Origin of the sequence: Streptomyces sp. BA2 (assembly GCF_009769735.1) — a bacterium.
Taxonomy (GTDB): Bacteria; Actinomycetota; Actinomycetes; order Streptomycetales; family Streptomycetaceae; genus Streptomyces.
Map to the genome: position 1 here is coordinate 543,055 of NZ_WSRO01000001.1, position 26,006 is coordinate 569,060.

Annotated in this window: 26 protein-coding genes; 18 read left to right on the forward strand and 8 right to left on the reverse strand. The window is 70.8% G+C overall.

The annotated features are described in order from the left end of the window. Positions 1-24: 24 nt before the first annotated feature. Genes E5671_RS02230 through fabG form a run of 3 tightly spaced genes read right to left on the reverse strand, consistent with a single transcriptional unit; the run spans position 25 to position 2,636 of the window. Positions 25-882, reverse strand: coding sequence for an oxidoreductase (locus E5671_RS02230; RefSeq protein ID WP_160502144.1), 858 nt, complete (start codon positions 880-882; stop codon positions 25-27). Further along, positions 879-1,820 carry an aromatase/cyclase gene (locus tag E5671_RS02235; protein ID WP_160502145.1) on the reverse strand — a complete coding sequence of 314 codons (942 nt, stop codon included), beginning with the start codon at positions 1,818-1,820 and terminating at the stop codon, positions 879-881. Before E5671_RS02235 ends, E5671_RS02230 begins: the two co-directional genes overlap by 4 nt. 30 nt (positions 1,821-1,850) lie before the next feature. After that, entirely contained in the window at positions 1,851-2,636 is a 786-nt protein-coding gene (gene fabG / locus E5671_RS02240) for a 3-oxoacyl-ACP reductase FabG (protein ID WP_160502146.1), read from the reverse strand. A gap of 218 nt (positions 2,637-2,854) precedes the next feature. On the opposite strand from fabG, the gene E5671_RS02245 reads away from it, so the two are divergent. From E5671_RS02245 to E5671_RS02315, 15 genes are all read left to right on the forward strand, one after another. Beyond that, positions 2,855-4,021: a DegT/DnrJ/EryC1/StrS family aminotransferase gene (locus tag E5671_RS02245; protein ID WP_160502147.1), complete on the forward strand. Its 1,167-nt coding sequence runs from the start codon at positions 2,855-2,857 to the stop codon at positions 4,019-4,021. A gap of 26 nt (positions 4,022-4,047) precedes the next feature. After that, positions 4,048-5,319: a beta-ketoacyl-[acyl-carrier-protein] synthase family protein gene (locus E5671_RS02250; protein WP_160502148.1), complete on the forward strand. Its 1,272-nt coding sequence runs from the start codon at positions 4,048-4,050 to the stop codon at positions 5,317-5,319. Then, positions 5,316-6,578, forward strand: a complete 1,263-nt coding sequence (locus tag E5671_RS02255) for a ketosynthase chain-length factor (protein ID WP_160502149.1) — start codon at positions 5,316-5,318, stop codon at positions 6,576-6,578. The genes E5671_RS02250 and E5671_RS02255 overlap by 4 nt, the downstream gene beginning before the upstream one ends. A 121-nt stretch (positions 6,579-6,699) precedes the next feature. Next, positions 6,700-7,200 carry a flavin reductase family protein gene (locus E5671_RS02260; RefSeq protein WP_237329999.1) on the forward strand — a complete coding sequence of 167 codons (501 nt, stop codon included), beginning with the start codon at positions 6,700-6,702 and terminating at the stop codon, positions 7,198-7,200. A 43-nt stretch (positions 7,201-7,243) separates the two neighbouring features. Then, positions 7,244-8,161, forward strand: coding sequence for an MBL fold metallo-hydrolase (locus E5671_RS02265; protein ID WP_336605629.1), 918 nt, complete (start codon positions 7,244-7,246; stop codon positions 8,159-8,161). Positions 8,162-8,431: 270 nt separating this feature from the next. Then, on the forward strand, positions 8,432-9,700 hold the full coding sequence (locus E5671_RS02270; RefSeq protein WP_160502150.1) for a beta-ketoacyl-ACP synthase II: 1,269 nt from the start codon (positions 8,432-8,434) through the stop codon (positions 9,698-9,700). Next, on the forward strand, positions 9,697-10,914 hold the full coding sequence (locus E5671_RS02275) for a ketosynthase chain-length factor (RefSeq protein ID WP_160502151.1): 1,218 nt from the start codon (positions 9,697-9,699) through the stop codon (positions 10,912-10,914). Before E5671_RS02270 ends, E5671_RS02275 begins: the two co-directional genes overlap by 4 nt. Positions 10,915-11,021: 107 nt before the next feature. Next, positions 11,022-11,291 carry an acyl carrier protein gene (locus E5671_RS02280; RefSeq protein WP_160502152.1) on the forward strand — a complete coding sequence of 90 codons (270 nt, stop codon included), beginning with the start codon at positions 11,022-11,024 and terminating at the stop codon, positions 11,289-11,291. A gap of 80 nt (positions 11,292-11,371) precedes the next feature. Next, the gene (locus tag E5671_RS02285) at positions 11,372-11,746 is read left to right on the forward strand and encodes an acyl carrier protein (protein ID WP_160502153.1); all 375 of its coding nucleotides are present in this window, start codon (positions 11,372-11,374) and stop codon (positions 11,744-11,746) included. After that, entirely contained in the window at positions 11,743-12,618 is an 876-nt protein-coding gene (locus E5671_RS02290) for a 4'-phosphopantetheinyl transferase family protein (RefSeq protein WP_160502154.1), read from the forward strand. Before E5671_RS02285 ends, E5671_RS02290 begins: the two co-directional genes overlap by 4 nt. Beyond that, a complete protein-coding gene (rfbB, locus tag E5671_RS02295; RefSeq protein ID WP_160502155.1) occupies positions 12,615-13,625 on the forward strand; it encodes a dTDP-glucose 4,6-dehydratase in 1,011 nt (336 codons plus the stop codon). The genes E5671_RS02290 and rfbB overlap by 4 nt, the downstream gene beginning before the upstream one ends. Then, on the forward strand, positions 13,622-14,926 hold the full coding sequence (gene rfbH / locus E5671_RS02300; RefSeq protein ID WP_160502156.1) for a lipopolysaccharide biosynthesis protein RfbH: 1,305 nt from the start codon (positions 13,622-13,624) through the stop codon (positions 14,924-14,926). The genes rfbB and rfbH overlap by 4 nt, the downstream gene beginning before the upstream one ends. Continuing rightward, entirely contained in the window at positions 14,923-16,329 is a 1,407-nt protein-coding gene (locus E5671_RS02305; protein WP_160502157.1) for an NDP-hexose 2,3-dehydratase family protein, read from the forward strand. The genes rfbH and E5671_RS02305 overlap by 4 nt, the downstream gene beginning before the upstream one ends. Then, on the forward strand, positions 16,326-17,291 hold the full coding sequence (locus tag E5671_RS02310; RefSeq protein WP_160502158.1) for a Gfo/Idh/MocA family protein: 966 nt from the start codon (positions 16,326-16,328) through the stop codon (positions 17,289-17,291). The genes E5671_RS02305 and E5671_RS02310 overlap by 4 nt, the downstream gene beginning before the upstream one ends. Positions 17,292-17,299: 8 nt before the next feature. Further along, positions 17,300-18,172 carry an alpha/beta hydrolase gene (locus tag E5671_RS02315; RefSeq protein WP_443032546.1) on the forward strand — a complete coding sequence of 291 codons (873 nt, stop codon included), beginning with the start codon at positions 17,300-17,302 and terminating at the stop codon, positions 18,170-18,172. Here E5671_RS02315 and E5671_RS02320 read toward each other — a convergent pair. The 4 genes from E5671_RS02320 to E5671_RS02335 all read right to left on the reverse strand — a co-directional run bounded on the left by E5671_RS02320 (position 18,158) and on the right by E5671_RS02335 (position 22,760). After that, on the reverse strand, positions 18,158-19,639 hold the full coding sequence (locus tag E5671_RS02320) for an MFS transporter (RefSeq protein WP_160502160.1): 1,482 nt from the start codon (positions 19,637-19,639) through the stop codon (positions 18,158-18,160). The genes E5671_RS02315 and E5671_RS02320 overlap by 15 nt on opposite strands. A 149-nt stretch (positions 19,640-19,788) precedes the next feature. Beyond that, entirely contained in the window at positions 19,789-20,193 is a 405-nt protein-coding gene (locus E5671_RS02325) for a DUF6009 family protein (protein WP_160502161.1), read from the reverse strand. Further along, positions 20,190-21,602: a DNA primase family protein gene (locus E5671_RS02330; protein WP_336605630.1), complete on the reverse strand. Its 1,413-nt coding sequence runs from the start codon at positions 21,600-21,602 to the stop codon at positions 20,190-20,192. Before E5671_RS02330 ends, E5671_RS02325 begins: the two co-directional genes overlap by 4 nt. A 225-nt stretch (positions 21,603-21,827) precedes the next feature. Then, positions 21,828-22,760 (reverse strand): ScbA/BarX family gamma-butyrolactone biosynthesis protein, encoded by a 933-nt coding sequence (locus E5671_RS02335; RefSeq protein ID WP_160502162.1) that lies wholly within the window; start codon positions 22,758-22,760, stop codon positions 21,828-21,830. Between the two features lie 327 nt (positions 22,761-23,087). On the opposite strand from E5671_RS02335, the gene E5671_RS02340 reads away from it, so the two are divergent. From E5671_RS02340 to E5671_RS02350, 3 genes are all read left to right on the forward strand, one after another. Then, on the forward strand, positions 23,088-23,711 hold the full coding sequence (locus E5671_RS02340; protein WP_160502163.1) for a ScbR family autoregulator-binding transcription factor: 624 nt from the start codon (positions 23,088-23,090) through the stop codon (positions 23,709-23,711). Then, a complete protein-coding gene (locus tag E5671_RS02345) occupies positions 23,708-24,649 on the forward strand; it encodes an NAD(P)H-binding protein (RefSeq protein WP_160502164.1) in 942 nt (313 codons plus the stop codon). Before E5671_RS02340 ends, E5671_RS02345 begins: the two co-directional genes overlap by 4 nt. Positions 24,650-24,776: 127 nt before the next feature. Beyond that, positions 24,777-25,547: an SDR family NAD(P)-dependent oxidoreductase gene (locus tag E5671_RS02350; protein WP_202120939.1), complete on the forward strand. Its 771-nt coding sequence runs from the start codon at positions 24,777-24,779 to the stop codon at positions 25,545-25,547. Between the two features lie 47 nt (positions 25,548-25,594). On the opposite strand, the gene E5671_RS02355 is transcribed toward E5671_RS02350, so the two are convergent. Further along, entirely contained in the window at positions 25,595-25,999 is a 405-nt protein-coding gene (locus E5671_RS02355) for a MerR family transcriptional regulator (RefSeq protein WP_160502165.1), read from the reverse strand. Between the last annotated feature and the right edge of the window lie 7 nt (positions 26,000-26,006).

The window sequence follows — 26,006 nt, forward strand, 5'->3', positions numbered from 1 at the left end:
TTCACGGGGAGACCAGAACCGTGGTCAGGGCGCGGTCTGCGCGGGAAAGTCGGTGGTGCGGGTCAGGCTGTCCCATGCACGCCACTCGACCAGCCGCCGGCGCAGCACCTGGGGTGCCAGGTCGGCCGCGCTGTTGCCCAACAGCAGCCGCAGCGGCGGCTCTTCGGCATCGACGAGCTTCAGCAGCGCTTCACCCGCCCTGCGCGGGTCACCGGGCTGCAGATGCGCATAGGCGCCGGACAGCCCGTGGCGGCGCTTGGCCAGCACCTCGTCGTACTCGGCCATGGGCGTGGCGCGCACCATGCTGCCCGCGCTCCACTCGGTGCGGAACTCGCCGGCCTCGACCAGCGTGACCCGGACACCGAACTCCGCGGCTTCCTGCGCCAGCGTCTCGCCGACCGCTTCGAGGGCCCACTTGCTCGCGCTGTACATGCCGAGATTCGGATAGGTGGTGACGCCGGCGATGCTGGACATCTGCAGCAGATGGCCCGCACCCTGCTGGCGCATGACCGGCAGTACGGCCTGGGTGACCCACAGCGCGCCGAACAGGTTCACGTCGAACTGGTCGCGGACCTGCTGCTCGGTCACCTCCTCGACAGCGCCGGAAAGCCCGTAGCCCGCGTTGTTGAGCACCACGTCGATGCGGCCGGTCCGTTCGACGGCCTCGGCCACCGAGGCGAACACCGCCGCGCGGTCCGTGACATCGAGGGCCAGCGGGACGACCCGCTCGCCATGGGCTTCGACCAGACCGTCCAGCGCCTCGACACTGCGGGCCGTGGCCACGACGGTGTCGCCGGCGTCCAGCACGGCCTCGGTGATGGCCCGGCCAAGGCCACGGGAGGCGCCGGTGACGAACCAGACCCGCGGGGCGCGGGCGTTCACCGTGCCACCCGCTGCTCGGCGTGGTCCTTGGCGTGGCCCAGCGTGGCGCGGCTGTTGGTGCTCAGCGCGGCGCGCACGTACTCCTTGGCGTCGGCGACGGTGGCGTCCGGGCCGAGGACCGCCGCGATGTTGGCGGTGTTGATGGTGACGGTGTGCTGCGAGGAGGCGGCGACTCCGGCCTCGTTCTCCGCGAAGGTCCAGTACCCCGTGTGCAGCGTCATCAGCGCCGGCAGCGTGGTCTGCTTGTAGGCGATCTTGTGGTGCGGGAACGTGACCCGGTACGACTTCGTGGTGTGGACCGACCCGTCCTTGGCGCGGGTGTCCATCTCCAGCTCCTGCAGCCCCGGGGTGTCCTCCTGAAGGCGGACGGTGGCCACGTGGGGCAGCCGCTCGGACCAGAGCCCGGCCTGGTCGATGAAGTCGAAGACATCCTTCGCCGATCCGGCGATCTGGACGGTGTCCTCGAAGGAGAACGTCAAGTCCTCGGAGGCGTAGGCGAGTTCGACGTTCTGCTGCAGGGCCGCCAGCTCGGAGCGCGAGTTGCGGTCGACGGCCCGGTCGATCCATTCGAGGCTCTCGGGATCGTCGTCGACGGCGCGGTAGTCGTGCAGCAGCCGTATCCGGGACGAGTCGGCGGAGACCGGTTCGATGACCCAGGCGCCGCCCATCGACGCGACCGGGGGAGCGGAAACCTCCTGCCGGAACGTGATCCGCAGCGCCTCGGGATCCAGCGTGCGGCGCGACGTCCAGGCCTTGGCCTCGCCGTTGGCGGTGGCCCAGATCCGGATCAGCTCCTCGTGCTGACCCTGGGGGGCATGGTCGACGTAGATGGTGGGAGGGAAGATCCGTGGCCAGTTCCGCACCTCGGCGATCAAGCTGTACACGGCGGCGGCCGGCGCCTGGACCGTGATCTCGTGCTCCACCTCACGGGTCGTCATGATGGGTGTTCCTCCGACGAGTCGATGGGATCAGAAGTTTCCGAGGCCGCCGCAGACGTTCAGGGCCTGCGAGGTGAGGGAGGCAGCGGTGTCGGAGGCCAGATAGCCGACCAGGCCCGCGACCTCGTCCGGGGTGGAGTAACGGCCGAGGGGAATCTTGGCCTGGAACTTCTCCAGAATCGCCGCCTCGGTGGTGTCGTAGGCGGCCGCGTAGCCCGCCCGCACCCGCTGGGCCATGGGGGTCTCCACATAGCCGGGGCACACGGCGTTGACGGTGATGCCGGTCGGGGCGAGCTCGTTGCCCAGCGCCTTGGTGAAACCGACGACACCGTGCTTGGAAGCGGAGTACGGGGCGCCCAGGACGACGCCCTGCTTGCCCGCCGTGGACGCGATGTTGATGATCCGGCCCCACGACTTGTGCCGCAGCCCACCGGTGGTGAGCGCCTCGCGTGTGACCCGGAAGACGCTGTTGAGGTTGGTGTCGATGACGTCGTTCCACAGCTCGTCGTCGATGTCCGCGGTCACCCCGCCTCCGGAGCGGCCGGCGTTGTTGACGACCACGTCGACACCGCCGAAGCGGTCCACGGCACCCTGGATCCACGCCCGTACCTGTTCCGCGGAACGCACGTCGAGAACCGAGCCGTCCACGTCCAGGCCCTCGGCCTGCAGTTCCTTGACGGTCGCGGCGACCTCGTCGGCGCTGCGCGCGCCGATGAACACCCGGTGATCCTGAGCGGCCAGAAGACGGGCCACCGCCAGACCGATCCCGCTGGTGGCGCCGGAGACCACAGCAACCCGCTTGCCCTGATCCGTCATGACATCAATCTCCTCGACCTCGGCACACGTGACGTACGTAGAGGGAGGCTCGGGGCCGGCCCTGGAAAGGCACTCGAAGCCGCCTCGGGACGGGCCCCGGCGCCGGAGCGCACCGCGGGCCGAGGCGGCTGTTCCGGCCGGAACACCACCAGCCTTCGACCCCGGGTCGAGCGGGTCTTTCCACGCTCAGGGGGGTCATCACGACGTGAGAGGCGGCTATGATCAATCTCTTCCAGCCCCAGGTAGGGGATGAAGAACTCGACGCGGTTGCCGGGGTGTTCCAGGACCGGTGGCTCGGTCACGGGCCCCGTACGAAGGCCTTCGAAGCGGCGTTCGCGGCACACCTCGACGTTGCGCCCGAGCACGTCGTCTTCATCAACTCCGGTACCGCGGGCCTCTTCCTCGCCATGGAGTCGCTCGACCTGAAGTCCGGCGACGAGGTAGTGCTGCCCTCGCTGAGCTTCCTCGCCGCCGCCAACGCGGTGGTCAGCACCGGGGCCCGTCCGGTGTTCTGCGACGCCGACCGGCGCACCCTCAACCCCACCCTCGAGGACATCGAGCGCGTCCTGACCGAACGCACCAAGGCCGTCGTCGTACTGCACTACGGCGGCTACCCGGGTGACATCGTCCGGATCGCCGCGCGCTGCCGTGAACTGGGCATCACGCTCGTCGAGGACGCCGCCTGCTCCGTCGCGTCCAGCGTGGACGGACAGGTCCTCGGCACCTTCGGTGACCTCGCCATGTGGAGCTTCGACGCGATGAAGGTCATGGTGACCGGTGACGGAGGCATGATCTACGTCAAGGACGCGGAACAGGCCGCCCGGGTGCGACGCCTGGCCTACCACGGGCTCGCCCAGGCCAGCGGGTTCGGCTATGCGAAGGTCTCCGCACGCTGGTGGGAGCTGGACATCCCGGAACCGGGCCGGCGCGTCATCGGCAACGACCTGACCGCGGCCATCGGCTCCGTGCAACTGCGCAGGCTCCCCGAACTGGTGGGCAGGCGCAAGGAGATCGTAGCCCTGTACGAGCGTGAACTCGCCGACCTGCCGGGCCTGTTGACCCCTCCTCCGCTGCCCGAAGGCCACGAGTCCACGCACTACTTCTACTGGGTCCAGATGGATCCCCGGATCCGGGACGAGGTCGCGGGCGACCTGTACCGCGCGGACATCTACACCACCTTCCGCTACGCCCCGCTCCACAAGGTCCCGGCCTACGGCGCGGCCGGCGCCGAACTGCCCGCGTCCGACTGGGCCGCCGACCGCACCCTGTGCCTGCCACTGCACCCGGGCCTGAGCGACGCCGACGTGCGCACCGTGGTCTCCGTGCTGCGTGCGGCCGTCGCCGTCAGGACGGCAGCCGTCACTCCTGAGGCAGCGGCCGCATGACACTCGAACCCGACGAAGGACACCCCATGACCCGTCGCGTCGTCATCACCGGAATAGGCGTGGTCGCGCCCGGAGGAGTGGGCACCAAGGAGTACTGGTCCCTGCTCACCTCCGGTACCACCGCGACCCGCGGCATCAGCCTCTTCGACGCCTCCCAGTTCCGCTCCCGCATCGCGGCGGAAGCCGACTTCGACCCGCTCCGGCACGGCTTCAGCCTGGAAGAGGCGGCCCGTCTCGACCGCGCCGCCCAGTTCGCCGTCACCACCGCCGCCGAGGCGATGGGCGACAGCGGACTGAGCATGGCGGAGCTTGAGCCGACGCGCACCGGCGTCACCCTCGGCAGCGCCGTCGGCTGCACCATGGGGCTCGACACCGAGTACGACGTCGTCAGCCGCTCGGGCAGCGGCTGGAACGTCGACCACACCCTCGCCGTACCGCACCTCTTCGACTACTTCGTGCCCAGTTCCATGGCAGCGGAGGTCGCCCGGCGCCAAGGCGCGCAAGGCCCGGTGTCCATGGTTTCCACCGGGTGCACTTCCGGCCTCGACGCCGTCGGCCACGCCGTGGAACTCATCCGCGAAGGCAGCGCCGACGTGATGATCGCGGGCGCCACCGAAGCCCCCATCTCGCCCATCACCGTCGCCTGCTTCGACGCCATCAAGGCCACGTCACCGCGCAACGACGAGCCCGAATCGGCCTCCAGGCCCTTCGACGCCACCCGCAACGGATTCGTGCTCGGCGAGGGATCGGCCGTCCTCATCCTGGAGGACCTGGAGCACGCACGCCGCCGGGGCGCCCACGTCTACGCGGAGATATCCGGCTTCGCCAGCCGCTGCAACGCGTACCACATGACAGGTCTGCGCCCCGACGGTGTCGAGATGGCCGAGGCCATCAGGGTCGCCCTCGACGAGGCCCGGCTCGACGCGAGCGCCGTCGACTACATCAACGCACACGGCTCGGGGACCAAACAGAACGACCGGCACGAGACCGCGGCCTTCAAGCGCAGCCTCGGCGAGCACGCCCGCAACGTCCCCATCAGCTCGATCAAGTCGATGATCGGCCACTCGCTCGGGGCCATCGGCGCCCTGGAAGTGGCGGCCTGCGCCCTCGCGATCGAGTACAACACGGTGCCGCCCACCGCGAACCTGCACCAGCCCGACCCCGCCTGCGATCTGGACTACACGCCGCTCACCGCGCGCGAACAGCCCACCGACACCGTGCTCAGCGTGGGCAGCGGGTTCGGCGGCTTCCAGAGCGCCATGATCCTCACCCGCCCACAGCTGGGAGCGGCAGCATGAGCACCGAGACCCTGGACATGCCCTCCACCGGTACCGCGCCGGCGACGGCCTCACCGGTCGTCACCGGCATCGGCGTCACCGCGCCGAACGGCCTGGGCACCGAGGCCTGGTGGGCAGCCGTGCTGCGCGGTGAGAGCGGCATCCGCCCGCTGACGCGCTTCGACGCCGATCCGTATCCGGCCCGACTCGCCGGAGAAGTACCGGACTTCGACGCCGCACAACACCTGCCGGGCCGACTGCTGCCGCAGACCGACCCCATGACACGGCTCGCACTGGTCGCCGCCGACGAGGCCCTCGTCAATGCCGGAGTGGACACCGACCGGCTCCCCGACTACGCCGCGGGCGTCGTCACCGCCAGTTCCGCGGGCGGCTTCGAGTTCGGCCAACGGGAACTCCAGGCGCTGTGGAGCCAGGGCGGCCAGTACGTCAGCGCCTACCAGTCCTTCGCCTGGTTCTACGCCGTCAACACCGGCCAGATCTCCATCAGGAACGGGCTGCGGGGGCCGAGCGGAGTGCTCGTCACCGACCAGGCAGGCGGACTCGATGCCGTCGCCCAGGCCCGACGGCAGCTGCGCAAGGGCGTGAAGCTCCTGGTCACCGGTGGCGTCGACTCCTCGATCTGCCCCTGGGGCTGGGCCGCGCACCTGGCCGGCGGGGAACTGAGCACCAGTGCGGACCCGGCCCGCGCCTACCTTCCGTTCTCCGCCGACGCCGACGGCCATGTCGTCGGCGAGGGCGGCGCCCTGCTCGTCCTGGAGGACGCGGCGTGGGCCGCCGAACGCGGCGCCCGCAGCTACGGCTCAGTCGCCGGATACGCGGCCACCTTCGACGCGGCCCCCGGCGGCGCGGGCGGCGCACGACTGGGTGCGGCCGCCGAACTCGCCCTGCGGGACGCCGGGGTGAGCCCCGCGGACGTCGACGTCGTCTTCGCCGACGCCGCCGGGCGGCGCGGCGCGGACCGCGAGGAGGCCGAGGCCCTCACCGGCCTGTTCGGCGAGCGAGGCGTTCCCGTCACCGCACCCAAGACCATGACGGGCCGCCTCGCCGCGGGCGCCGCGTCGCTCGACCTGGCCGCGGCGCTGCTCGCCCTGCGCGACCAGGTGATCCCACCCACCATCAACGTCCAGGACACGGCCGCTGACTGCCCGATCGACCTGGTGACCCGCACCCGCCCCGCACCGGGGCTGCGCACCGCCCTGGTCCTCGCCCGGGGCCGTGGCGGATTCAACTCGGCCATGGTGGTCCGTGCGTCGCCGTGACCCTCACCAAGGAGCGGGGCAAAGACCCCTCGCATTCCCCGCGCGTGGCCGCGCGTCCGCGCCCGCCACGGTTCGTGAACCAGGGGAGCCACATCGCAGTATTGAGAGCCAGGGAGGACCGTTGTCCGTCATCGACCCCTCGGAGTTCGCACGCGCCATGGCGCATGTCCCCACTCCGGTCACCGTGGTGACCACCTTGGACAGGACCGGGCGTCGCTGGGGATTCACGGCGAGCTCGTTCAGCTCGCTGTCCCTCGACCCGCCACTCGTCCTCGTCTGCCCCGCCAGAACGGCCTCCTGCCACGGCGCGTTCGTCGCGGCGGACCGGTTCCTGGTCAACGTCCTGTCCGTGGACCAGTCCGCCGTCGCCCGGCACTTCGCCCGCTCGGGCCACGACAAGTTCGCCGACGGCGACATGGAACCCTGCGAATACGGCCTGCCCGGACTGAGCACCGCCGCGGCCCGCGTCGCCTGCACCCTGCACGAGGTCCTGGACGGCGGTGATCACAGCATCCTGGTCGGCCGGGTCGACGCGGTGTTCATCGGCGGTTCGGAGCCGCTCGTCTACTACAACCGTGACTTCACCCGGCCCGAGAACCTCGCCCTCACCGCGGCCGGTTGACCGCGGTCGACGTGCCGGGAAGCCCTGCAGCCTGGAGACAGCAGTGATCCACGAGCCCCGCCTCGCCGCGCATCTGCACGAGGTCGCCGAGCATGTGTACGCGTACGTCCAGCCGGACGGCGGCTGGTGCCTGAACAACGCCGGTCTGATCACGGCCGGCGGCCGAGCGGCACTCATCGACACCGCCGCGACCCTGGACCGCGCGCTTGCCCTCAGGGACGCGGTCGCCAAGGTCTCGCCACGGGGCCCGGGTTACGTCGTCAACACACATCCGCACGGTGACCACACCTTCGGCAACAGTGTCTTCGCCGACGACGCGGTGATCATCGCGCACGAGGGCACCAGGGCCGAGATGGAGCTCGCCGGTCTCCATCTGACCGGCCTGTGGCCCGACGTCCGCTGGGGCGACATCACGGTGGAACTCCCGAGCCTCACCTTCCGGGAACCCCTCACGCTGCATCTGGGCGATGTCCGCGCCGAACTCATGCATCTGGGGACCGCCCACACCACCAACGACACCGTCGTGTGGCTGCCCGAGCAGCGGGTCCTGTTCACCGGGGACGTCGTGATGTCCGGCGCCACCCCGTTCTGTCTCACCGGATCGGTCGCCGGTTCGCTCGCCGTGATCGGGAAACTGCGCGCCCTCGCGCCGGGCACCGTCGTCGCCGGGCACGGCCCGGTCGGCGGGCCCGAGCTCCTGGACGCCACCGAGAACTATCTGCGCTACGTCCAACGCCTGGCATCCGACGGCATCGCCGCGGGGCTCACTCCGCTGCAGGCGGCGCACGAGGCGGACCTGGGCGAGTTCGCGGCGCTCCTGGACAGTGAACGCCTCGTGCCCAACCTGCACCGCGCCTACGCCGAAGCGGCCGGCGCGCTGCCGGGGCACCAGCTGGACATCGGTGAACTCTTCTCCGAGATGATCACCTTCCACGGCGGGCTGCCGGTCTGCTGCGCCTGACACGCCACCACCTGAGTCCCCCGGCCCGACAGGGCCGGGGGACCTTTCGTGTTCGAGCGGCACCGGAACGGTCGTATCAGCCGTCCTTGCACTTCTCTGTAGTTTCTCTCACCTGCCGTGATGCCTCGTGCGAAGGCCTGAAGAAACATCACCCGGACCTGACCGGCGGTGCCTTGAAGCACATGCGCCGGGCGAACAAGCTCGTAGTCAACATCCGCCGCTCTGTCCTGAGCCGCCGTGTGAAACCCCCGACACGAGGAGAGGCCACCAGTGAACCGACGGGTAGTGATCACGGGCGTGGGCGTGCTCGCGCCGGGCGGCACCGGCATCGAAGGTTTCTGGGACCTGCTGAGCTCCGGCCGCACCGCGACCCGGGGCATCACCCTCTTCGATCCGAGCCCCTTCCGCTCCCGGGTGGCGGCCGAGATCGACTTCGACCCGGCGCGACACGGGCTGACCCCGCAGGAGATACGACGCATGGACCGCGCCGCCCAGTTCGCCGTGGTCAGCACCCGCGAGGCCCTCGCCGACAGTGGGCTCGAAGGCGCCGGGTCCGCACCGCACCGCACCGGCGTCAGCATCGGCAGCGGAGTCGGCGCGGCGGGGGGACTCGACGCCGAGTACCGCGTGGTCAGCGACGACGGACGACTCGACCTCGTCGATGTCCGCTACGCCTCGGGGCACCTGTACCGGCACGCCGTGCCGAGCTCGTTCGCGGCCGAGGTGGCCTGGACCGCCGGCGCCGAGGGACCCGCCACCGTCGTGTCCACCGGCTGCACATCGGGACTCGACGCCGTCGCCCACGCGGCCGATCTCATCAGGGAAGGCTCGGCGGACGTGATGATCACCGGTGCGACGGACGCGCCGATCACGCCGATCACGCTGGCCTCCTTCGACGCGATCAAGGCCACAAGCACCCACAACGACGAGCCGCAGGCCGCTTCCCGCCCCTTCGACGCCGACCGCGACGGTTTCGTGCTCGGTGAGGGGGCCGCGGTCTTCGTCCTGGAGGAGCTGACCGCGGCGCGCGCCAGAGGCGCCCGGATCTACGCCGAGATCGCCGGCTACGCCACGCGCAGCAACGGCTTCCACATGACCGGACTGCGCCCCGACGGACGGGAGCTGGCCGAGGCCATCACCGTCGCGCTCGACGAGGCGCGGACCAACCCCGAGGACATCGACTACGTCAACGCCCACGGCTCGGGCACGAAGCAGAACGACCGCCACGAGACCGCGGCGTTCAAACGCGGGCTCGGCGCACACGCCCACCGCACACCGGTGAGCTCCATCAAATCCATGGTGGGCCACTCGCTGGGCTCGGTCGGCTCCCTGGAGATCGCCGCGTCGGTACTGGCGATGCGCCACCACGTGGTGCCGCCGACCGCGAACCTCCATACCGCCGACCCACAGTGCGACCTCGACTACGTCCCCCTGACCGCGCGTGAGCACCGCACCGACACCGTGCTCACCGTCGCCAGCGGATTCGGCGGATTCCAGAGCGCGATGGTGCTGGCCCGGCCGGACAGGAGCGCGGCATGAAGATCCGGACCCTGGTCACCGGCATCGGCGTCGCCACCCCCCACGGAATGGGTGTGGCGGACTACTGGGCCGCCACACGTGTGGGCAAGAACGCCATCGGCCGGATCACCCGCTTCGATCCCTCGCCCTACCCGGCCCAACTCGCCGGTGAGATACCCGACTTCACCCCGCAGGACCATCTGCCCGGCCGGCTCGTCCGGCAGACCGACCGGTCGACCCAGCTCGCCCTGACGGCTGCCTCCCACGCCTTCCAGGACGCAGGCGTGGACCCCGGCGCGCTTCCCGAGTACGACGTCGGCGTCGTCACCGCCGCGGGATTCGGCGGCGTCGAGTTCGGCCAGCAGGAGCTCAGGAAACTGTGGTCCCAGGGCAACAGATACGTCAGCGCGTACCAGTCCTTCGCCTCGTTCCACGCCGCCAACAGCGGGCAGATATCGGTCCACAACGAACTGCGCGGTCACGCCGGAGTGCTCGTCGGCGACCAGGCGGGCGGCCTCGACGCCCTCGCCCAGGCCCGCCGCCACATCCGCCGCGGCAGCAAGCTGATGGTCAGCGGCGGCATCGACGCGTCCCTGTGCCCCTGGGGGTGGGTCACCCACCTGGCAGGCGGCCACGTCTGCGGCAGCGACCGCCCGGAGCGCGCCTACCTGCCCTTCGACCGTGCCGCCGACGGCCACGTCCCGGGCGAGGGCGGAGCGCTGCTGATCCTGGAGGCCGAGCGGAACTCGATCGAGCGTGGCGCCGGCAACGTCTACTGCGAGATCGCGGGCCACGCATCGACCTTCGACCCCCGGCCCGGCAGCGGGCGGGCACCCGGCCTGCGCCGGGCCATCGACCTCGCGCTCACCGACGCCGCCCTGCCCGCCTCGGAGATCGATGTCGTCTTCGCCGACGCCGCGGGCACCCTGCGACTCGACCGCGAGGAGGCCGACGCGCTGACCGCGGTGTTCGGCGTGTTCGGCGTCCCGGTGACCGCGCCGAAGACCACCATCGGCCGGCTCTGCGCAGGGGCCGCGCCCCTCGACGTGGTCTGCGCCGCCCTGACCATCCGGGAGGGCCTGATCCCTCCGACCGCCCACGTGGAGCCATCGCCCGAATACGACATCGACCTGGTCACCACTCACCCGCGCACCGCCTCGGTGCGCACGGCGCTCGTCCTCGCCCGCGGGCACGGCGGATTCAACTCCGCGATGGTCCTGCGAGCCGTCGACTGAGCCACCTGCCGGCGTCCGCTGCCGTCTTCCCCCGGCCGGCAGCGGACGCCCCCCACGCGCCCCGTGTCCGCGTACCCCGGATGCGGCAGACCGATGAAGGGACCCACATGTCAGAGCAGGAATTCACCCTCCAGGACCTCACCCGCATCCTTCTGGACGGGGCGGGAGCCGACGAGAGCGTGGATCTCGACGGCAACATCCTGGACACCGACTTCGAGGTGCTGGGCTACGAATCCCTCGCGCTCCTCGAGACCGGCGGCCGCATCGAACGCGAATTCGGCATCGAGCTCGATGACGAGGTGTTCACGGACAACACCACCCCTCGCGCACTCGTTGCCGCGGTCAACGCCCAGCTGGCCCGCCTGGCCAGCGCCTAGCTCCTCCCGACGGCCGCCGCGCCCCCTGCGGCGCGCCGGCCGTCACCGCCCCTGGACCCTCCTCGATCTGGGAAGCCCTGATGACAGCCCAACGGACGCCGGACACCGAAAGCCCGCGCACGCTCGTGACCGTCCCCGACCGCGCCGCACTGGCCACGCTCGGATACGACGAGCGCCGCCGGGCCCTGGACACGTACGTACGCCAGGAGTTGGGGCGGTTGCTGGGCATCGACCCGCACCAGGTCGACACGCAGGCCAAGACCATGAACAGCCTCGGTGTCGGCTCCATCGCCGGCATGGAACTCCAATACCGGATCGAGAGCGCACTGCACGTCCAGCTGAACCTGCAACGGGTGCTGCTCGCCAACAGCGCCGCTGAACTGATCGACTGCCTCACGCGCCAGCTCGGTCCGGATACGGTGAACTCTCCGTGTGGGTTCGGCGAGTCGGTATGAATCGGCGCGAACTGCCGGCCCGGACGGGACCGCCCGGGCCCGGCCTCTCCGGATTCACCGTGTCGCCGGACCGGGTCGACCTGTGGCTGGTGGCCACGCCGGACGGTCCGGGCGCCGAACTGCTCGACGGTTCCGAGCTCGACGAGCACGAGCGCGAACGCGCCACCGCGTTCGTCAGGCCCCCCGACGCCCTCCTGTACACGACCGCTCACGTCGCCCTGCGCCGTCTGCTCAGCCGGTACACCGGCATTCCCGCCCGGGACATCCGGTTTAGGCGCGAACCGTGCCCCGGCTGCGGTGAGCCCCACGGCCGCCCCAGCCTGTCGGCCCTGCCCCCGGCCCTGCACTTCTCCCTGTCGCACAGCGGTGAGGTGGCCCTGGTCGGGATCGCGGCCGTACCGCTGGGTGTCGACGTGGAACAGCTCCCCGGGGCGGAGACCGTCGAGGTGTGCTCACGCGCCCTGCACCAGGACGAGCAGCGGGAACTGGCGGCGAGCGAGGAAGGCCCGGCACGCAGCGTCGTGTTCGGCCGCATCTGGACCCGCAAGGAGGCCTACCTCAAAGGGCTGGGAACCGGTCTGAGCCGCTCCCCGGGAGCCGACTACCTCGGCGCCGACACCGACCGCCACCCGCAGGGCTGGTCCGTGATCGACATCCCCTGCGGGCCGGGGCACGCCGCCGCGGCCGCGGTGTGGGGCCCCGCCCCCGCCACGATCGACGTCCACCGGTTCCCCGAGGCATGGCTGCGCCCGCCCGACAGCGGCCGACCCCGGCCGGACACCCCGCCGAACCACCACGAGGAGATCTCCATGCAGGATCTGCTGTTGTCACACGGGGCCCCGGCCCGGACAAGGCCCCGGGGGACGCGATGAGACTGCTGGTCACCGGCGGCGCCGGATTCATCGGCTCCCACTTCGTACGCACCCTGCTCGACGGCGGTTACGCGGGCCACGAGCACACCGACGTCACCGTCCTCGACAAACTCACCTACGCCGGCAACCGCGACAGCCTCCCGGCGCACCACCCCCGGCTGCACTTCGTCGTCGGCGACATCTGCGACCGTGCGCTGCTCGACGACGTGCTGCCCGGTCACGACGCCGTGGTCCATTTCGCCGCCGAGTCCCACGTCGACCGGTCGCTGGACTCCGCGGCCGAGTTCGTCCGGACGAACGTGGGCGGCACCCAGACGCTGCTCGACGCCTGCCTGGCCGCCGGCGTCGAGCGGTTCGTGCACGTCTCCACCGACGAGGTGTACGGCTCCATCGAGGAAGGCTCCTGGACCGAGGAGTGGCCGCTGCTGCCCAACTCCCCCTACGCGGCCTCGAAGGCGTCCTCCGACCTGATGGCGCGGGCCTACTGGCGCACCCACGGGCTCGACCTGTCGATCACCCGCTGCTCGAACAACTACGGCCCCTACCAGCATCCCGAGAAGCTCATCCCGCTGTTCACGACCAACCTCCTGGAGGGCGTGCCCGTTCCGCTGTACGGCGACGGGAGCAACATCCGCGAGTGGCTGCATGTGGACGACCACTGCCGGGCGATCGAACTGGTCCTGTCCCGCGGTCGCGCGGGCGAGATCTACAACGTCGGCGGCGGCGACGAGCGGACCAACGCGCACATCACCGAGCGCCTCATCGACCTGTGCGGCGCCGGCCGCTCCCTGATCCGCCGCGTCGCCGACCGCAAGGGCCACGACCGGCGCTACTCGCTCGACGAGACCAAGATCCGCGAGGAACTCGGCTACGCCCCGAGGATCCCCTTCGACCGAGGTCTTGCCGACACCGTCGACTGGTACCGGGCCAATCCGTCCTGGTGGAAGCCCATGAAGCACCCGAGCGACGACGGCGGCGCCCAGCGCTGGGAAGGAAGCACCTCATGAACGCCCACAAGGACCTCGTGCTCGACGCGACGTTGAAGTTCCACCTGGAGGCCCAGGACGATCGCCCCTTCGTCCCCGGCACCACCGAGATATGGCCCGCCGGTGCCGTTCTGGACGAACACGACAGGACGGCCCTGGTGGAGGCCGCCCTGGAGATGCGGATCGCCGCCGGCACCAGCTCACGTAAATTCGAGTCGCGGTTCGCCCGCAAGCTGGGGCACCGCAAGGCGCATCTGGTCAACTCCGGCTCGTCCGCGAACCTGCTGGCGATGACGGCGTTCACCTCGCACCTGCTGGAGGACCGCGCGCTGCGTCCGGGCGACGAGGTGATCACCGTCGCCGCCGGCTTCCCGACCACCGTCAACCCGATCATCCAGAACGGTCTCGTCCCGGTCTTCGTCGACGTCGAGCTGGGGACGTACAACACGACTGCCGACCGGGTCGCCCAGGCCATCGGCCCCCGCACCCGCGCCATCATCATCGCGCACGCACTCGGCAACCCGTACGAGGTCGCCGAGATCGCCCAACTCGCCGAGGACAACGACCTGTTCCTCATCGAGGACAACTGCGACGCGGTCGGCTCGACGTACGACGGCCGGCTGACCGGGACCTTCGGTGACCTGACGACCGTCAGCTTCTACCCCGCCCACCATCTGACCATGGGCGAGGGCGGCTGCGTCCTGACCTCGAACCTCGCGCTCGCCCGGATCGTGGAGTCACTGCGCGACTGGGGCCGCGACTGCTGGTGCGAGCCCGGCGAGACCAACAAGTGCCTCAAGCGGTTCAAGTACCAGATGGGCACCCTGCCGGAGGGCTACGACCACAAGTACATCTTCTCCCACGTCGGTTACAACATGAAGGCGACCGACATCCAGGCCGCCCTCGGCCTGACCCAGCTCGACAAGCTCGACGACTTCTGCGCCGCACGCCGGCACAACTGGCGCCGGCTGCGCGAGGGCCTTGAAGGCGTGCCGCACCTGATCCTGCCCCGCGCCACCGAGCGCAGCGACCCGAGCTGGTTCGGGTTCGCCCTGACCGTCGACCCCGACGCGCCCTTCTCACGGGCCGCGCTCGTCGACTTCCTGGAGAACCGCAAGATCGGCACCCGGCGCCTGTTCGCCGGGAACCTGACCCGGCACCCCGCCTACATCGGCCGGCCGCACCGCGTGGTCGGCGGCCTCGCCAACAGCGACATCGTCACCGAACAGACCTTCTGGATCGGCGTGTACCCGGCGCTGACCGACGAGATGCTCGACTACGTCGTCCAGTCGGTGAAGGAGTTCGTGGGGGCCCACGCATGACGACGCCCCTGGCCCCCCGCACGCCGTACGGCACGACGGAGCGGGCCCGGCCCGGGCCCCGCGGCGACGCGGGCACCGCACACCGCATCGCCCGTTCGGCGGCCACCACCACCGGCTCGGGACTGCGCACCGGCGACGTCCCCGGATGGCTCGAAGCGCGCCGCCGGGCCCACGCCTTCCAGGTCGACCGGATCCCCTTCGCCGCCCTGGACAACTGGTGCTTCCAGGACGGCACCGGCAATCTCGTCCACCGCAGCGGCCGCTTCTTCAGCGTCGAGGGACTGCGGGTCACCACGTCCCACGGCCCGTTCCGCGAGTGGTACCAGCCGATCATCAAGCAGCCGGAAGTCGGGATACTCGGCATCCTCGTCAAGGAGTTCGACGGAGTCCCGCACTTCCTGATGCAGGCGAAGATGGAGCCGGGGAACCGCAACCTGCTGCAGCTCTCTCCCACGGTGCAGGCCACACGCAGCAACTACACCCAGGCGCACCGCGGTGCGCCGGTGCGCTACCTCGAGTACTTCACCGACCCCACCCGTGGCCGGATCCTCGCCGACGCGCTGCAGTCCGAGCACGGCTCGTGGTTCTACCGCAAGAGCAACCGCAACATGCTCGTCGAAGCCATCGGCGACGTGCCGCCGCACGACGACTTCTGCTGGCTCACCCTCGGCCAGATCGGCGAACTCCTGCGCCAGGACAACGCCGTCAACATGGACGCGCGTACGGTCCTGGCCTGCGCCCCCACCCCCGACACCGCGTCCACCGCCCTGCACACCGACACCGGACTGCTCTCCTGGATCACCGCCGAGCGTGCCCGGCTCGACCTGCGGGCCGAGCGCGTCCCGCTGGCCGGGATACCGGGATGGGTGCACCGGGACGACTCCATCGTCCATGAGAGCGGCCGCTACTTCAGCGTCGTGGCTGTCGGCGTCCGCGCCGGAAGCCGCGAAGTCGCCCACTGGACACAGCCGTTGTTCGAACCGCAGGGGCTCGGCGTCACCGCGTTCCTGACCCGGAGGTTCGAGGGCGTTCCACACCTGCTCGTACACGCCCGGGTCGAAGCGGGCTTCGCCGACACCCTGGAGCTCGGCCCCACCGTGCAGTACACACCCGGCAATTACGCGCACCTGCCGGCCGAGGACCGGCCCCCCTTCCTCGACGACATCCTGACCGCAGACCCCTCCCGCATCCGGTACGAAGCCATCCACTCGGAAGAGGGAGGCCGCTTCCTCAACGCCGAAAGCCGCTACCTGTTCGTGGACGCCGCCGACGACTACGCGCCCGAGGGCTACCTGTGGGCGACCCCGGGTCAGCTCACCGCGCTCCTGCGGCACAACCACTACCTCAACGTCCAGGCCCGCACGCTGCTCTCCTGCCTGACATCGAACGCGGCGCGGCTGTGACGCGGCCCCTGCGCATCGGTGTCCTGGGCTGCGCCGACATCGCCCGGCGGCGCATGCTGCCGGCGATGGCGGCCGCCCCGGACGTGCGGCCGGTCGCGGTCGCGAGCCGCAGCCCCGCCATGGCCCGCGAGACCGCCGAACGCTTCGGCTGCCGCCCCGTCCACGGCTACTCCGCCCTCATCAGGCGCGACGACATCGACGCCGTCTACGCCCCGCTGCCCGCGGCCCTGCACGCCGAATGGGCCGAACGCGCCCTGCACGCCGGCAAACACGTCCTCGCCGAGAAGCCCCTCACCACCGACGCCGAAAGCACCAGGGCCCTTGCCCGGCTCGCCGACGAGAAGGGCCTGGTGCTGATGGAGAACGTCATGTTCGTCCACCACTCGCAGCACCGGGAGGTCCGCGCACTGGTGGACAGCGGCGCGATCGGTGAACTGCGCTCGTTCCAGGCGGCGTTCGCCATCCCGCGCCTTGGCCCCGACAACATCCGGCTGCGCACCGAACTCGGCGGCGGGGCCCTGTGGGACACCGGCGTCTACCCCGTCCGGGCCGCCCTGCACTTCCTCGGCGAGGACCTCCGGGTCACCGGCGCCACCCTCACCTTCGACCCCGACCACGGGGTGGACATCGCCGGCACCGCGTTGTTGCACACCTCGCAGGGCGTCACGGCGCAGCTCGCCTTCGGTCTCGACCACGCCTACCGCTGCACGTACGAACTGTGGGGCAGCGAAGGGCGCATCACGGTCGACCGGGCCTTCACCCCACCGGCCGGTCAGCCGCCCCAGGTGCGTCTGGAACGGTCCACCGGCACCGAGAACCTCGCCCTGGCCGCCGACGACCAGGTGGCGCGCACCCTCTCCGCGTTCGCGCACGCCGTCCGTGCCAACAGCGCCGTGAACCCCGCCTCACTGCACCAGGCGGCCCTGCTGGACTCCATACGCCACCAGGCCGTACGGATGTGAGGCGCACCGTGCACGACATCACGCTCACCGCAGGCAGGACCACCCTGTCCGGCATGCTCGCCAAGGCACCGGGAGCCGGCCCGTCCGCCGTCGTGGTGGCCCTGCACGGCGCGGGCATGAGCGCCGGTTACTTCCACAGCCAGGCCAGGCCCGGACTCTCCCTGCTGGAGCTCGGCGCCGGACTCGGCTACACCGTCCTGGCGGTGGACCGCCCCGGGTACGGGGCATCGGCCCGTGATCTGCCGCTCGGCCAGCACCTCGCCGAGCAGGCCGCGACCCTGCGCAGGGCGCTCACGGACTTCGCACGGGAGCACGACACCGGTGCGGGTTTCTTCGTCGTGGCGCACTCCAACGGCGGCAAACTGGCGCTGGCCACGGCCGCCGACCCGCAGGGTCTGCCCCTGCTCGGCGTCGACATCTCGGGACTCGGCAGCAGGCTCGCGGTCGATCCGCAGCACCTTCCCCATGAACTGGGGCGCGGCGCGTGGCGCCGCCACTGGGGCTCTTTGCGTCTGTACCCGCCGGGCGCCTTCGGGCTCGGGCGGTCCCTGATCACTCCCGTGCCGGCGATCGAGGCCCGGGAGGCACTGTCGTGGCCGGAGCTGTACCCGCGCCTCGCCGGCCGGGTACACGTGCCCACGCGCTTCACCTTCGCCGAGCAGGAACAATGGTGGCGCCATGACGACGACGCGATCCAGGCCCTGTTGAAGCCCTTGGCGGCAACCCGGGCGCGGGTCGAGCGTCAGCCCGACGCGGGCCACAACATCAGTCTCGGCTGGGCGGCCCGCACCTATCACCTGCGGGCCCTGGCGTTCCTGGAGGAATGCCGCGCGGCCGCCGAGACCCGCCCGCCGCTGCGGAGCAACTCAGCGGGCGGGTGAACCGCTGGGCTCCGGCGCCGCGGCACTCGCATGGGACGCGGCGGTCCCGCGCAGGGACCCGGGCCCGGCGAGCGCCGCGAGAGCGGCGACACCGAGGGCGATCGCCGACATGACGAACGTCGTCGTGTACCCGGACTCGGCCGGGATCTTGGTGCCCGGCACTGTTTCGGAGGCCACGATCGACGCGGCGATCTGCGCGCCGAGGGAGCTGCCGATGGTCCGCATGATGGTGTTGATGCCGGTGGCCTCGCCGGTCTGGCGCGGGTCGACGGCTGCCACCACGAGGTTGGCGAGGGCGGCGTAGGCCAGGCCCACGCCGATGCCGAGCACGCCGGAGCCGACGTACATCGCCCACTCCCGGTCGTGTCCGGCCGCGTAGATCGCGAAGCCCACCACGCCGATCAGACAGGAGAGGACCAGCGGCAGCTTGAAGCCGACCGCTGCGCCGATCCGGCCGGACAACGGGCTGGCGATGAGCATGGTGACGGCCATCGGCACCATGAAGAGCCCGGCTCCGGTGACCGAGGAACCGAATCCGAAGCCCACCTCGGGGGGCGTCTGGGCGAGCAGCGGCACCAGCGTGAACGCCCCGTACATGCCGAAACCGATGATGAGCGCGGCCACATGGGAGGTCGCGACGGCGGGGCGGCGCAGCAGTTCGATGTCGATCAACGGCTCGTGGACCCGGCGCTCCACGGCCACGAACACCGCGCCGAGCACCACGGCTGCCACGAACAGGCCGATGACAGCCGGCGAGCCCCAGCCCCAGGACGCGCCCTGGCTGATGGGGAGCAGCAGGGCGACGACGGCGCCGCTCAGCAGTACTCCGCCGGCCCAGTCGATGCGGCCGGGTGAGCGGTTGGCGGACTCCTTGACGAACACGACGACCGCGAGGATGCCGAGCGCGATCACGGCGAGACCGAGCCAGAAGACCCAGTGCCAGCTCAGCGCGTCCACGATCGGGCCGGGCAGGACAAGGCCGATGCCGAAGCCGATGCCGAACGTGGAGCTGATCAGGCCGATGGCGACGGGCACCCGCTCGGAGGGGAACTGATCGCGGATGATGCCGAAGGCGAGCGGGAAGGCGGCGGAGCCGACGCCCTGTACGGCGCGGGCCGCGATCAGCAGTCCCAGGGAGTTCGACACGGCGCAGAGCAGGGTGCCGCCGGCGAACACGCTGAGGCAGCCGATGAGGACACGGCGCTTGCCGAACATGTCACCGACCCGGCCGAGCAGGGCGGTGGCCACGGAAGCGGTGATCAGGAACGAGCTGAGCACCCAGGAGACGCCCGTAGTGCTGGCGCCGAACTCCCGCTGCAGGTCCGGGAGTACGGGTACGACCATCGTCTGCATCAGCGAGAACGACAGCACCGCCACCAGCAGCGCGGTGAAGGGGGCCGCGACTCCGGCAGGTACCGCCGGGGTGCCCGCCACCGGAGCGGCGTGGGAAGTCTTGGCATCGGTCATGGCTGGTTCCTCCGGAGTTCTGTCAGGACGGCCCTGTGTCCTGCGGCTCCGGACAGTCCTGTAGCACCTTTCACGCCGACCGCGCCGAGCAACGTATGGGGAGCGTCTTGGGACCGGCTCAAGGTTGGCTGGAGAGCTCCATGACGTGGTCAGGTCCTGGGCAGCGTGATCCCGAGTTCGCGCATGGCGTCGGACTCGGGGCCGCCCTCGGAGCGCTGGGTCTTGTAGCCCTTGGTGCGGGGCGCGATGGTGCGGGGGTCGACCGCTTCGGAGGGGGCTCCGCAGGAGTACAGGCCGTCGGGCCGGCCGTCGCGGTCGTGCGGGAGGAGCCAGAACACCCGGCGGAGGAAGGTTCCCGAGGCGGGGGAGGCGCGTGCTCCGGGGCCGAGCACGGCATAGCCGACCATGCGGCCGTCGCGGTGGTAGGCCGGCTTCCCCCGGCGGGTGGCGAGGCGGTCGAGACTCTGGCGGACGTAGTCGAGGGGTTCGATGTCCTCGAGCCAGACGGTCTCGGTCTCGTCGCTGAGCTGCTGGGGCTCGATGAGGGCGCTCATGAGGTCTCTTCCTCTTCCTCCCGCAGTCCGATCCCGGGGTAGAACCTGCGCTGGTTCGACAGGATCATCGCTTTGGGTGTGGCGATGCCGACGGCGTCCCTGACCCGTGCGGCGAAGGTGCGGGAGGAGACGGGGCCGGCGCCCTCGAGCTGGCACCAGTCCTTGTACTCGCTGTAGAGCTGGGCCTGTTCGGCGCGCAGGGCGGGGCCGAGGACGCAGCATTCGCTCAGGAAGCGCCCGGTGTGGTCCTCGGTCTCGGCGTAGGCGGTGGTGGCCGTCTGGACCCGCTGCGGCCCCGTGAGGTCGCGGGGGCCGTTGAGGTAGCGGCGGGCGCCGGTGACGAGCCAGTGGAGAATGCCCGGGCCTTCCTCCCTGACCAGGATGTCGGCGAGGTTGTCGACCTTTCGGTCGTCGGCGACGGTCCGCTCGAAGGGAATGAGTTTCATCCGGCGCCAGAAGGCGTAGCCGCCGGTGCCGACCTCGGGGCGGTGGTTGCCGAGCAGCCACAGCTTGTGGGTGGGGCCGAAGGAGAAGAAGTCCTGCCGCATCCGGCGGGCCTTGATCCGGTCGCCGCCGGTCAGGTGCTTGAAGCGGGCCTCGTCGAACCGGTCGCCGGGCTTGAGTTCGGAGCAGACGATGATGCGCCGTCCGTGCAGCTCGGCCAGGTCGGTGGGGTGTCCTTCGAAGGGGCGGGCCATGAGGAAGCCGGGCGGGGCCGCGTCCGCGTAGTCCCCGAGCAGTTTGACCATCACGTCCAGCAGGACGCTCTTGCCGTTCTTTCCCTGCCCGTAGAGGAACGGCATGATCTGTGCGCCGACGTCACCCGTGATCGAGTAGCCGAGCAACTCGTGCAGGAAGTCGATGAGTTGGCGGCCCTCGGTGTCGTCGCCGAAGGTGTCGCTGAGGAAGCGGTGCCAGCGCGGGGTGGCCATGGGCAGGGCGGGCACGCTGGTGGCCCGCGAGTGCAGGTGCTTCTCGGGATCCGGGGCGGCGACCGTCCCGTTGTGCAGGTCGACGATCCCTTCCGGGGTGCACAGGGCGTACGGGTCGGCGTCCAGGAGCGCGGCGTTGAGGACCATGCCGGGGGCGGCCCTGGCCTGGATCAGCATGGCCTTCATGCCCGACGTGGACAGGGCGCGGCGGCGGTGGCGGCGCAGTGCGGAGCCGGTGTGCCGCCCGCGGGGGTCGGTCTCGGCGAGGGACTCGGCCATCTCGCCCGCGGCCCACAGCACCGTGTCGTCCTCGTCGGTCACCCACCGGTAGCCGCACCACCGGTACCAGCCGAGACCCGGCACATGCCGGAAGTCCCGTCCGTACAGGGCGACGAACATCTTGGCGTTGCCGCGGTCGCTCAGGCTGTCCGGCACCAGGCCGTGCTCGGAGGCCTGGGGGGCCTGGGGACGGCTCACGTACGGACTCCCGGATCGAGGGGCCGTCGGCCGCCGCCCCGCGCGGCGCACCACAAGGCGACGCTGCCAGAAAACCGCAGGTCAGTGAGCATTGATGGTTCCTTTCAGCGACCGAAGCGACCGACGCCCGCACATGCACGGGGCATGTGCCCCTCGGCGTCGCCGTCGGGGCCGCCGCGCGGCGGACGGGCTCCCCGGGCTGCGGGGCGCCCGTCCGCCTTGTCGCTAGCGGTCGGAGCTCCGCCGGGAGTGGCTTCCCCGGCGCGGGGGAGTGGCGGGTGCGGTGGGCGCCGGCTCGAGGGTGACGGTGGCGGAGTAATGCTCCGAGCCGTTCTGCCGCATCACGATGTCCATGCGGGTGCGCCCCAGCGTGTCGTCGGGCAGCGGCTTCGCCTCGACCCAGCAGGGGGCGTCGAACTCGACGTAGCGCGAGAAGCGGTTGTTCATCGCGACGGCCACCATGGCCTGCTGGTGGTGCGTGTCCTGGGCGGCTTGACGTGCGGCTTCCAGCAGCAGCATGCCCGGGACGTGGTCCAAAGGGTGGTCGAAGAGTATGGGGTGGCGGTTGTCGACCCTCAGCTGCCAGCGGTCCGGGTCACCGGACGGCGACAGGACGACGTCGCTGCAGGAGGTGCGCCCGATGCGGGACGGCGGCACGGGCGAGGGCACGGGCAGGACGGGCACCACGTGGGTCGTGCCGTGGTCGCCGCGCAGCCGCCGGTAGATCGCGGGGCTCTGAACTGTGAACCGGGTATGGGCCGTTGCCAGCGGCAGTCCGCCGCGCACCGCGTCGATCCGCAGGGTGAGGGCGGTGACACGCCCGCCGCGGCGGACGGCTTCCAGGCAGGTGACGTGCAGGTCGAGAAGAGGCGGCAGCTGCTCGGCATCCAGGGCGTCACGGGTCAACGAGTAGTCGTAGTAGTCCCACAGAAGGTGGTGCCCGAGCGGTACGTCGTACTCGGCGTGGGAGAGCAGAGGGAAGATCTGCCGGATCGTCTCACTGAGCAGCAGCGGGTCGTGCAGCGTGCGGCGCACGGCGTAGAAGGGGTGGTCGGTGGGCCAGCGGGCCGTGACGGTGAAGGCATCGGGTGCGGTACGGCGCCACTGGGTCAGGAGCACCTCACCGGTGCGTCTCTTGTGGACGAGTTCGCTCGGCACACAGGCCGTGCGAGGAGCTGGGACTGTAGAAGCAGGCATGAGCAGCATGGCGTACTCCAGAAACAGTGTCGGGAAGATCCACAACTGTCGAGCGCGGCGGGACGGCGCCTGAGGCAGCGACAGGCAGAGGCAGGTCAGCACAGGAGGAGTGGCCGCCGAGCGGCACAAAAATGGCATCAGCAGACAGGTGTGTCATGCGGCCTCCCCCCAGGCTTCATATGACGGCCGGTGCATGCGCCCGTTGGTTGGACCACGGCACCGATCACGGATAACATAAAGGGTGTTCTTTTTTTTGTCGAACGATGTACCACGGCAGGGATGGTGGCGATGCCGCGACTCAAGCAGGACCGGGCGGTCCGCACCCGCGAGGTGCTTCTCCGTGCGGCAGCAGTGGAATTCGACGAGAAGGGCTACACCGGCGCCCTGGTCACCAGCATCCTGACGCGCGCTGAACTCACCGCGGGAGCGATGTACTTCCACTTCAAGAACAAGGAAGCCCTCGCCGTCGCGGTCATGAACGAACAGCACCAGGCGATCGAGCCGCGCCTGACCTCCCGGGGGCTGCAGCGTCTTGTCGACATCACCCTGGTCTGGGCCCACCAGCTCCCCATCGACCCCATGCTGCGCGCGGGTGTGCGGCTCGCCGTGGAACAGGGCAGCTTCGGCATGCGTGACGCCTCGACCTTCCTCAACTGGCAGGCCTCCATGCTCGAGTGCCTGCGCGACGCGGAGGAGGACAGGGAACTCATGCCCGGAGTCGACCCGGAGAGCGTCGCCGAGTTCGTCGTGGGCGCGTGTACCGGCGTACAGCTGTATGCCCAACTGGTCAACGGACGGGCCGACTTGCAGCAGCGCACGGTGCGGATGTGGGAGCTGCTGCTGCCGGGTCTCGCCGTTCCCACCGTCGCCCGCAGTATCTCGCTGGACCCGAAGAGGGCGGTCAACGGATGACGGCACCCGCCTGGCCGGCCCGCGCGGAGAAGCCGCGGGGCCTGCGCGTCGTCGTCACCGGAGCCAGCGGGACGATCGGCAGCCGGGTGGCGCGCCTGCTCGACCCCGCCCACCACGTGCGTTCACTGACCCGCGACCCGGCCCGCGCCGCCCGCGCCGGGGTGGCCGGCCGGCTCGTCGGCGCGGACCTCGCCGACCGGCACGGTCTTGAGCAGGCCATGGCGGGAGCGGACGCCCTGCTGCTTGTCACCTTCGACCCGGTGGGGCGCACCCATGACACCAACGCCCTGGCCGCGGCCCGGGCGGGCGGGGTGCGGCACATCGTCAAGCTCTCCGCGTCCGCGGTGGACGACCCCGGCTCCCAGGACCTCATCACCACCTGGCAGCGGCAGTGCGAGCAACAGCTCGAGGCCACCGGCCTGTCCTACACCCTGCTGCGCTCGCGTGCCTTCATGTCCAACTGCCTGGGCTGGGCCCCCTCGATCCGCGAGGACGGTGTGGTGCGCGCCCTCTACGGCACCTCGCGCAACGCCTGCGTCGACCAGCGAGATGTGGCCCGAGCGGCCGCCCGGGCCCTCATCCACCCCGAGCACAGCGGCCGCGCCCACACCCTGACCGGACCGCAGGCGCTCTCCGCCCTTGACCAGACCCGCCAACTGGCACAGACGCTGCGACAGCCCCTGCGCTACGAGGAACTGACCGAGGAGCAAGCCCTCCAGCGCTGGCGCAAGCGATTCCCCGAGCCGGTGGCTCAGGCGATGCTGATCCGCGCCCGGCGGCAGTCCGACGGCGCCAAGACCGAGGTCGCCAACGGCGTCCGGCGCACAACCGGCAGGGAACCAGGCACCTTTGCGGCCTGGGCCGCACGTCACGCGGCGGACTTCGCCCCACAGCCCGCCCCCGCCCCCACCCACGGACCGCGGCCGGTGGCCGTGTAACTTGCCCCGGCAACGTCCCGGGACCTTCGCAGCTCAGCCGCCAGGCCGATGGCCCGGCGGCTGAGCCGCACGCCCGGGAGAACCACGGCACCACGAGCCGGCCGAAGGCCGGTGGGGGAGGAAAGACATGACCGACGCGCAGGGCATGCTGGACGGCAAGACCGTTCTGATCACGGGAGCTTCCAGCGGCATCGGTGAGGCGGCGGCCCGGCTGTTCGCGGACGAGGGGGCGGCCGTCGTGCTGATGGCCCGCCGCGCGGACCGCCTGCACCAGCTCGTCCAGGAGATATCCGACACCGGGGGGACAGCGCACGCGGTACCGGGCGACGTGGTCAGCGAAACCGATGTGGAGCGCGCCGTCGCCGCCGCGGTGGAACGGTTCGGCTCCCTCGACGGTGCCTTCAACAACGCGGGTTGGGCCTCGGCGGGCACGGACATCCACGAGACGGACACGGCGGTCTTCGACCGCACGATCGACGTGAACCTGCGCGGAGTGTGGAACTGCCTGCGCCACCAGATCCCCGCGATGCTCGCGGCGGGCGGCGGCTCCGTGGTCAACACATCCAGCGTCGCGGGCGTCCAGGCCACCGGGGCCTGTGCTGCCTACGTGGCCGCCAAGCACGCCGTACTCGGGCTGACGCGCTCGGCAGCGGCCGAGTACGGCCGGCGGGGGATCAGGGTCAACGCCCTGGTGGTCGGCAGCACGCGCAGCGAGTTGATGGAAGAAGTCCTGGCCCAGACCCCGGCGTTGGAGGAGAGCTTCGTCTCCCGCTCCGTCCAGAAGCGCATGGCGGACCCGGTCGAGGTCGCCCAGGCCGCGGCCTGGCTGTGCAGCGACCGCGCCACCTTCGTCACCGGCACGGCGATGCCGGTGGACGGAGGCTGGACCGCCGCGTAGCGCTCCGGCCGGGGGAAGCCCGGCGCCCACTCCGCCCGGCCCGCTCCCTAGACGAGTTCCGCACTGGGGGCGGCCGAGGCGGCGTGTGAGCGGTGGTTGACCCGCACGGTGGCGAGGTAGTCGGCCACCGCGTCCCGGTTGCGGACCAGGCCCTGGATGCGCGCGGTCATCTGATCCCGCTCGGATTCCAGGGTGGCGATCATCTCGGGTGTCGCCCCCGAGACATGGATGGCCCGCGGCTGGTCCAGGCAGGGGAGGATCTCCTTGATGATCCGGGTCGGAAGACCGGCGTCCAGCAGGCCTCTGATCTGCATGACCCGGTCCACGAGGCACTCGTCGTACTCACGGTAGCCGTTGGCGGAGCGGCCGACGGTGATCAGCCGCTGTTCCTCGTAGTAGCGCAGCAGCCGGCGGGGCGTGCCGGTGCGCTCCGACAGCTCTCCGATACGCATGTGACCT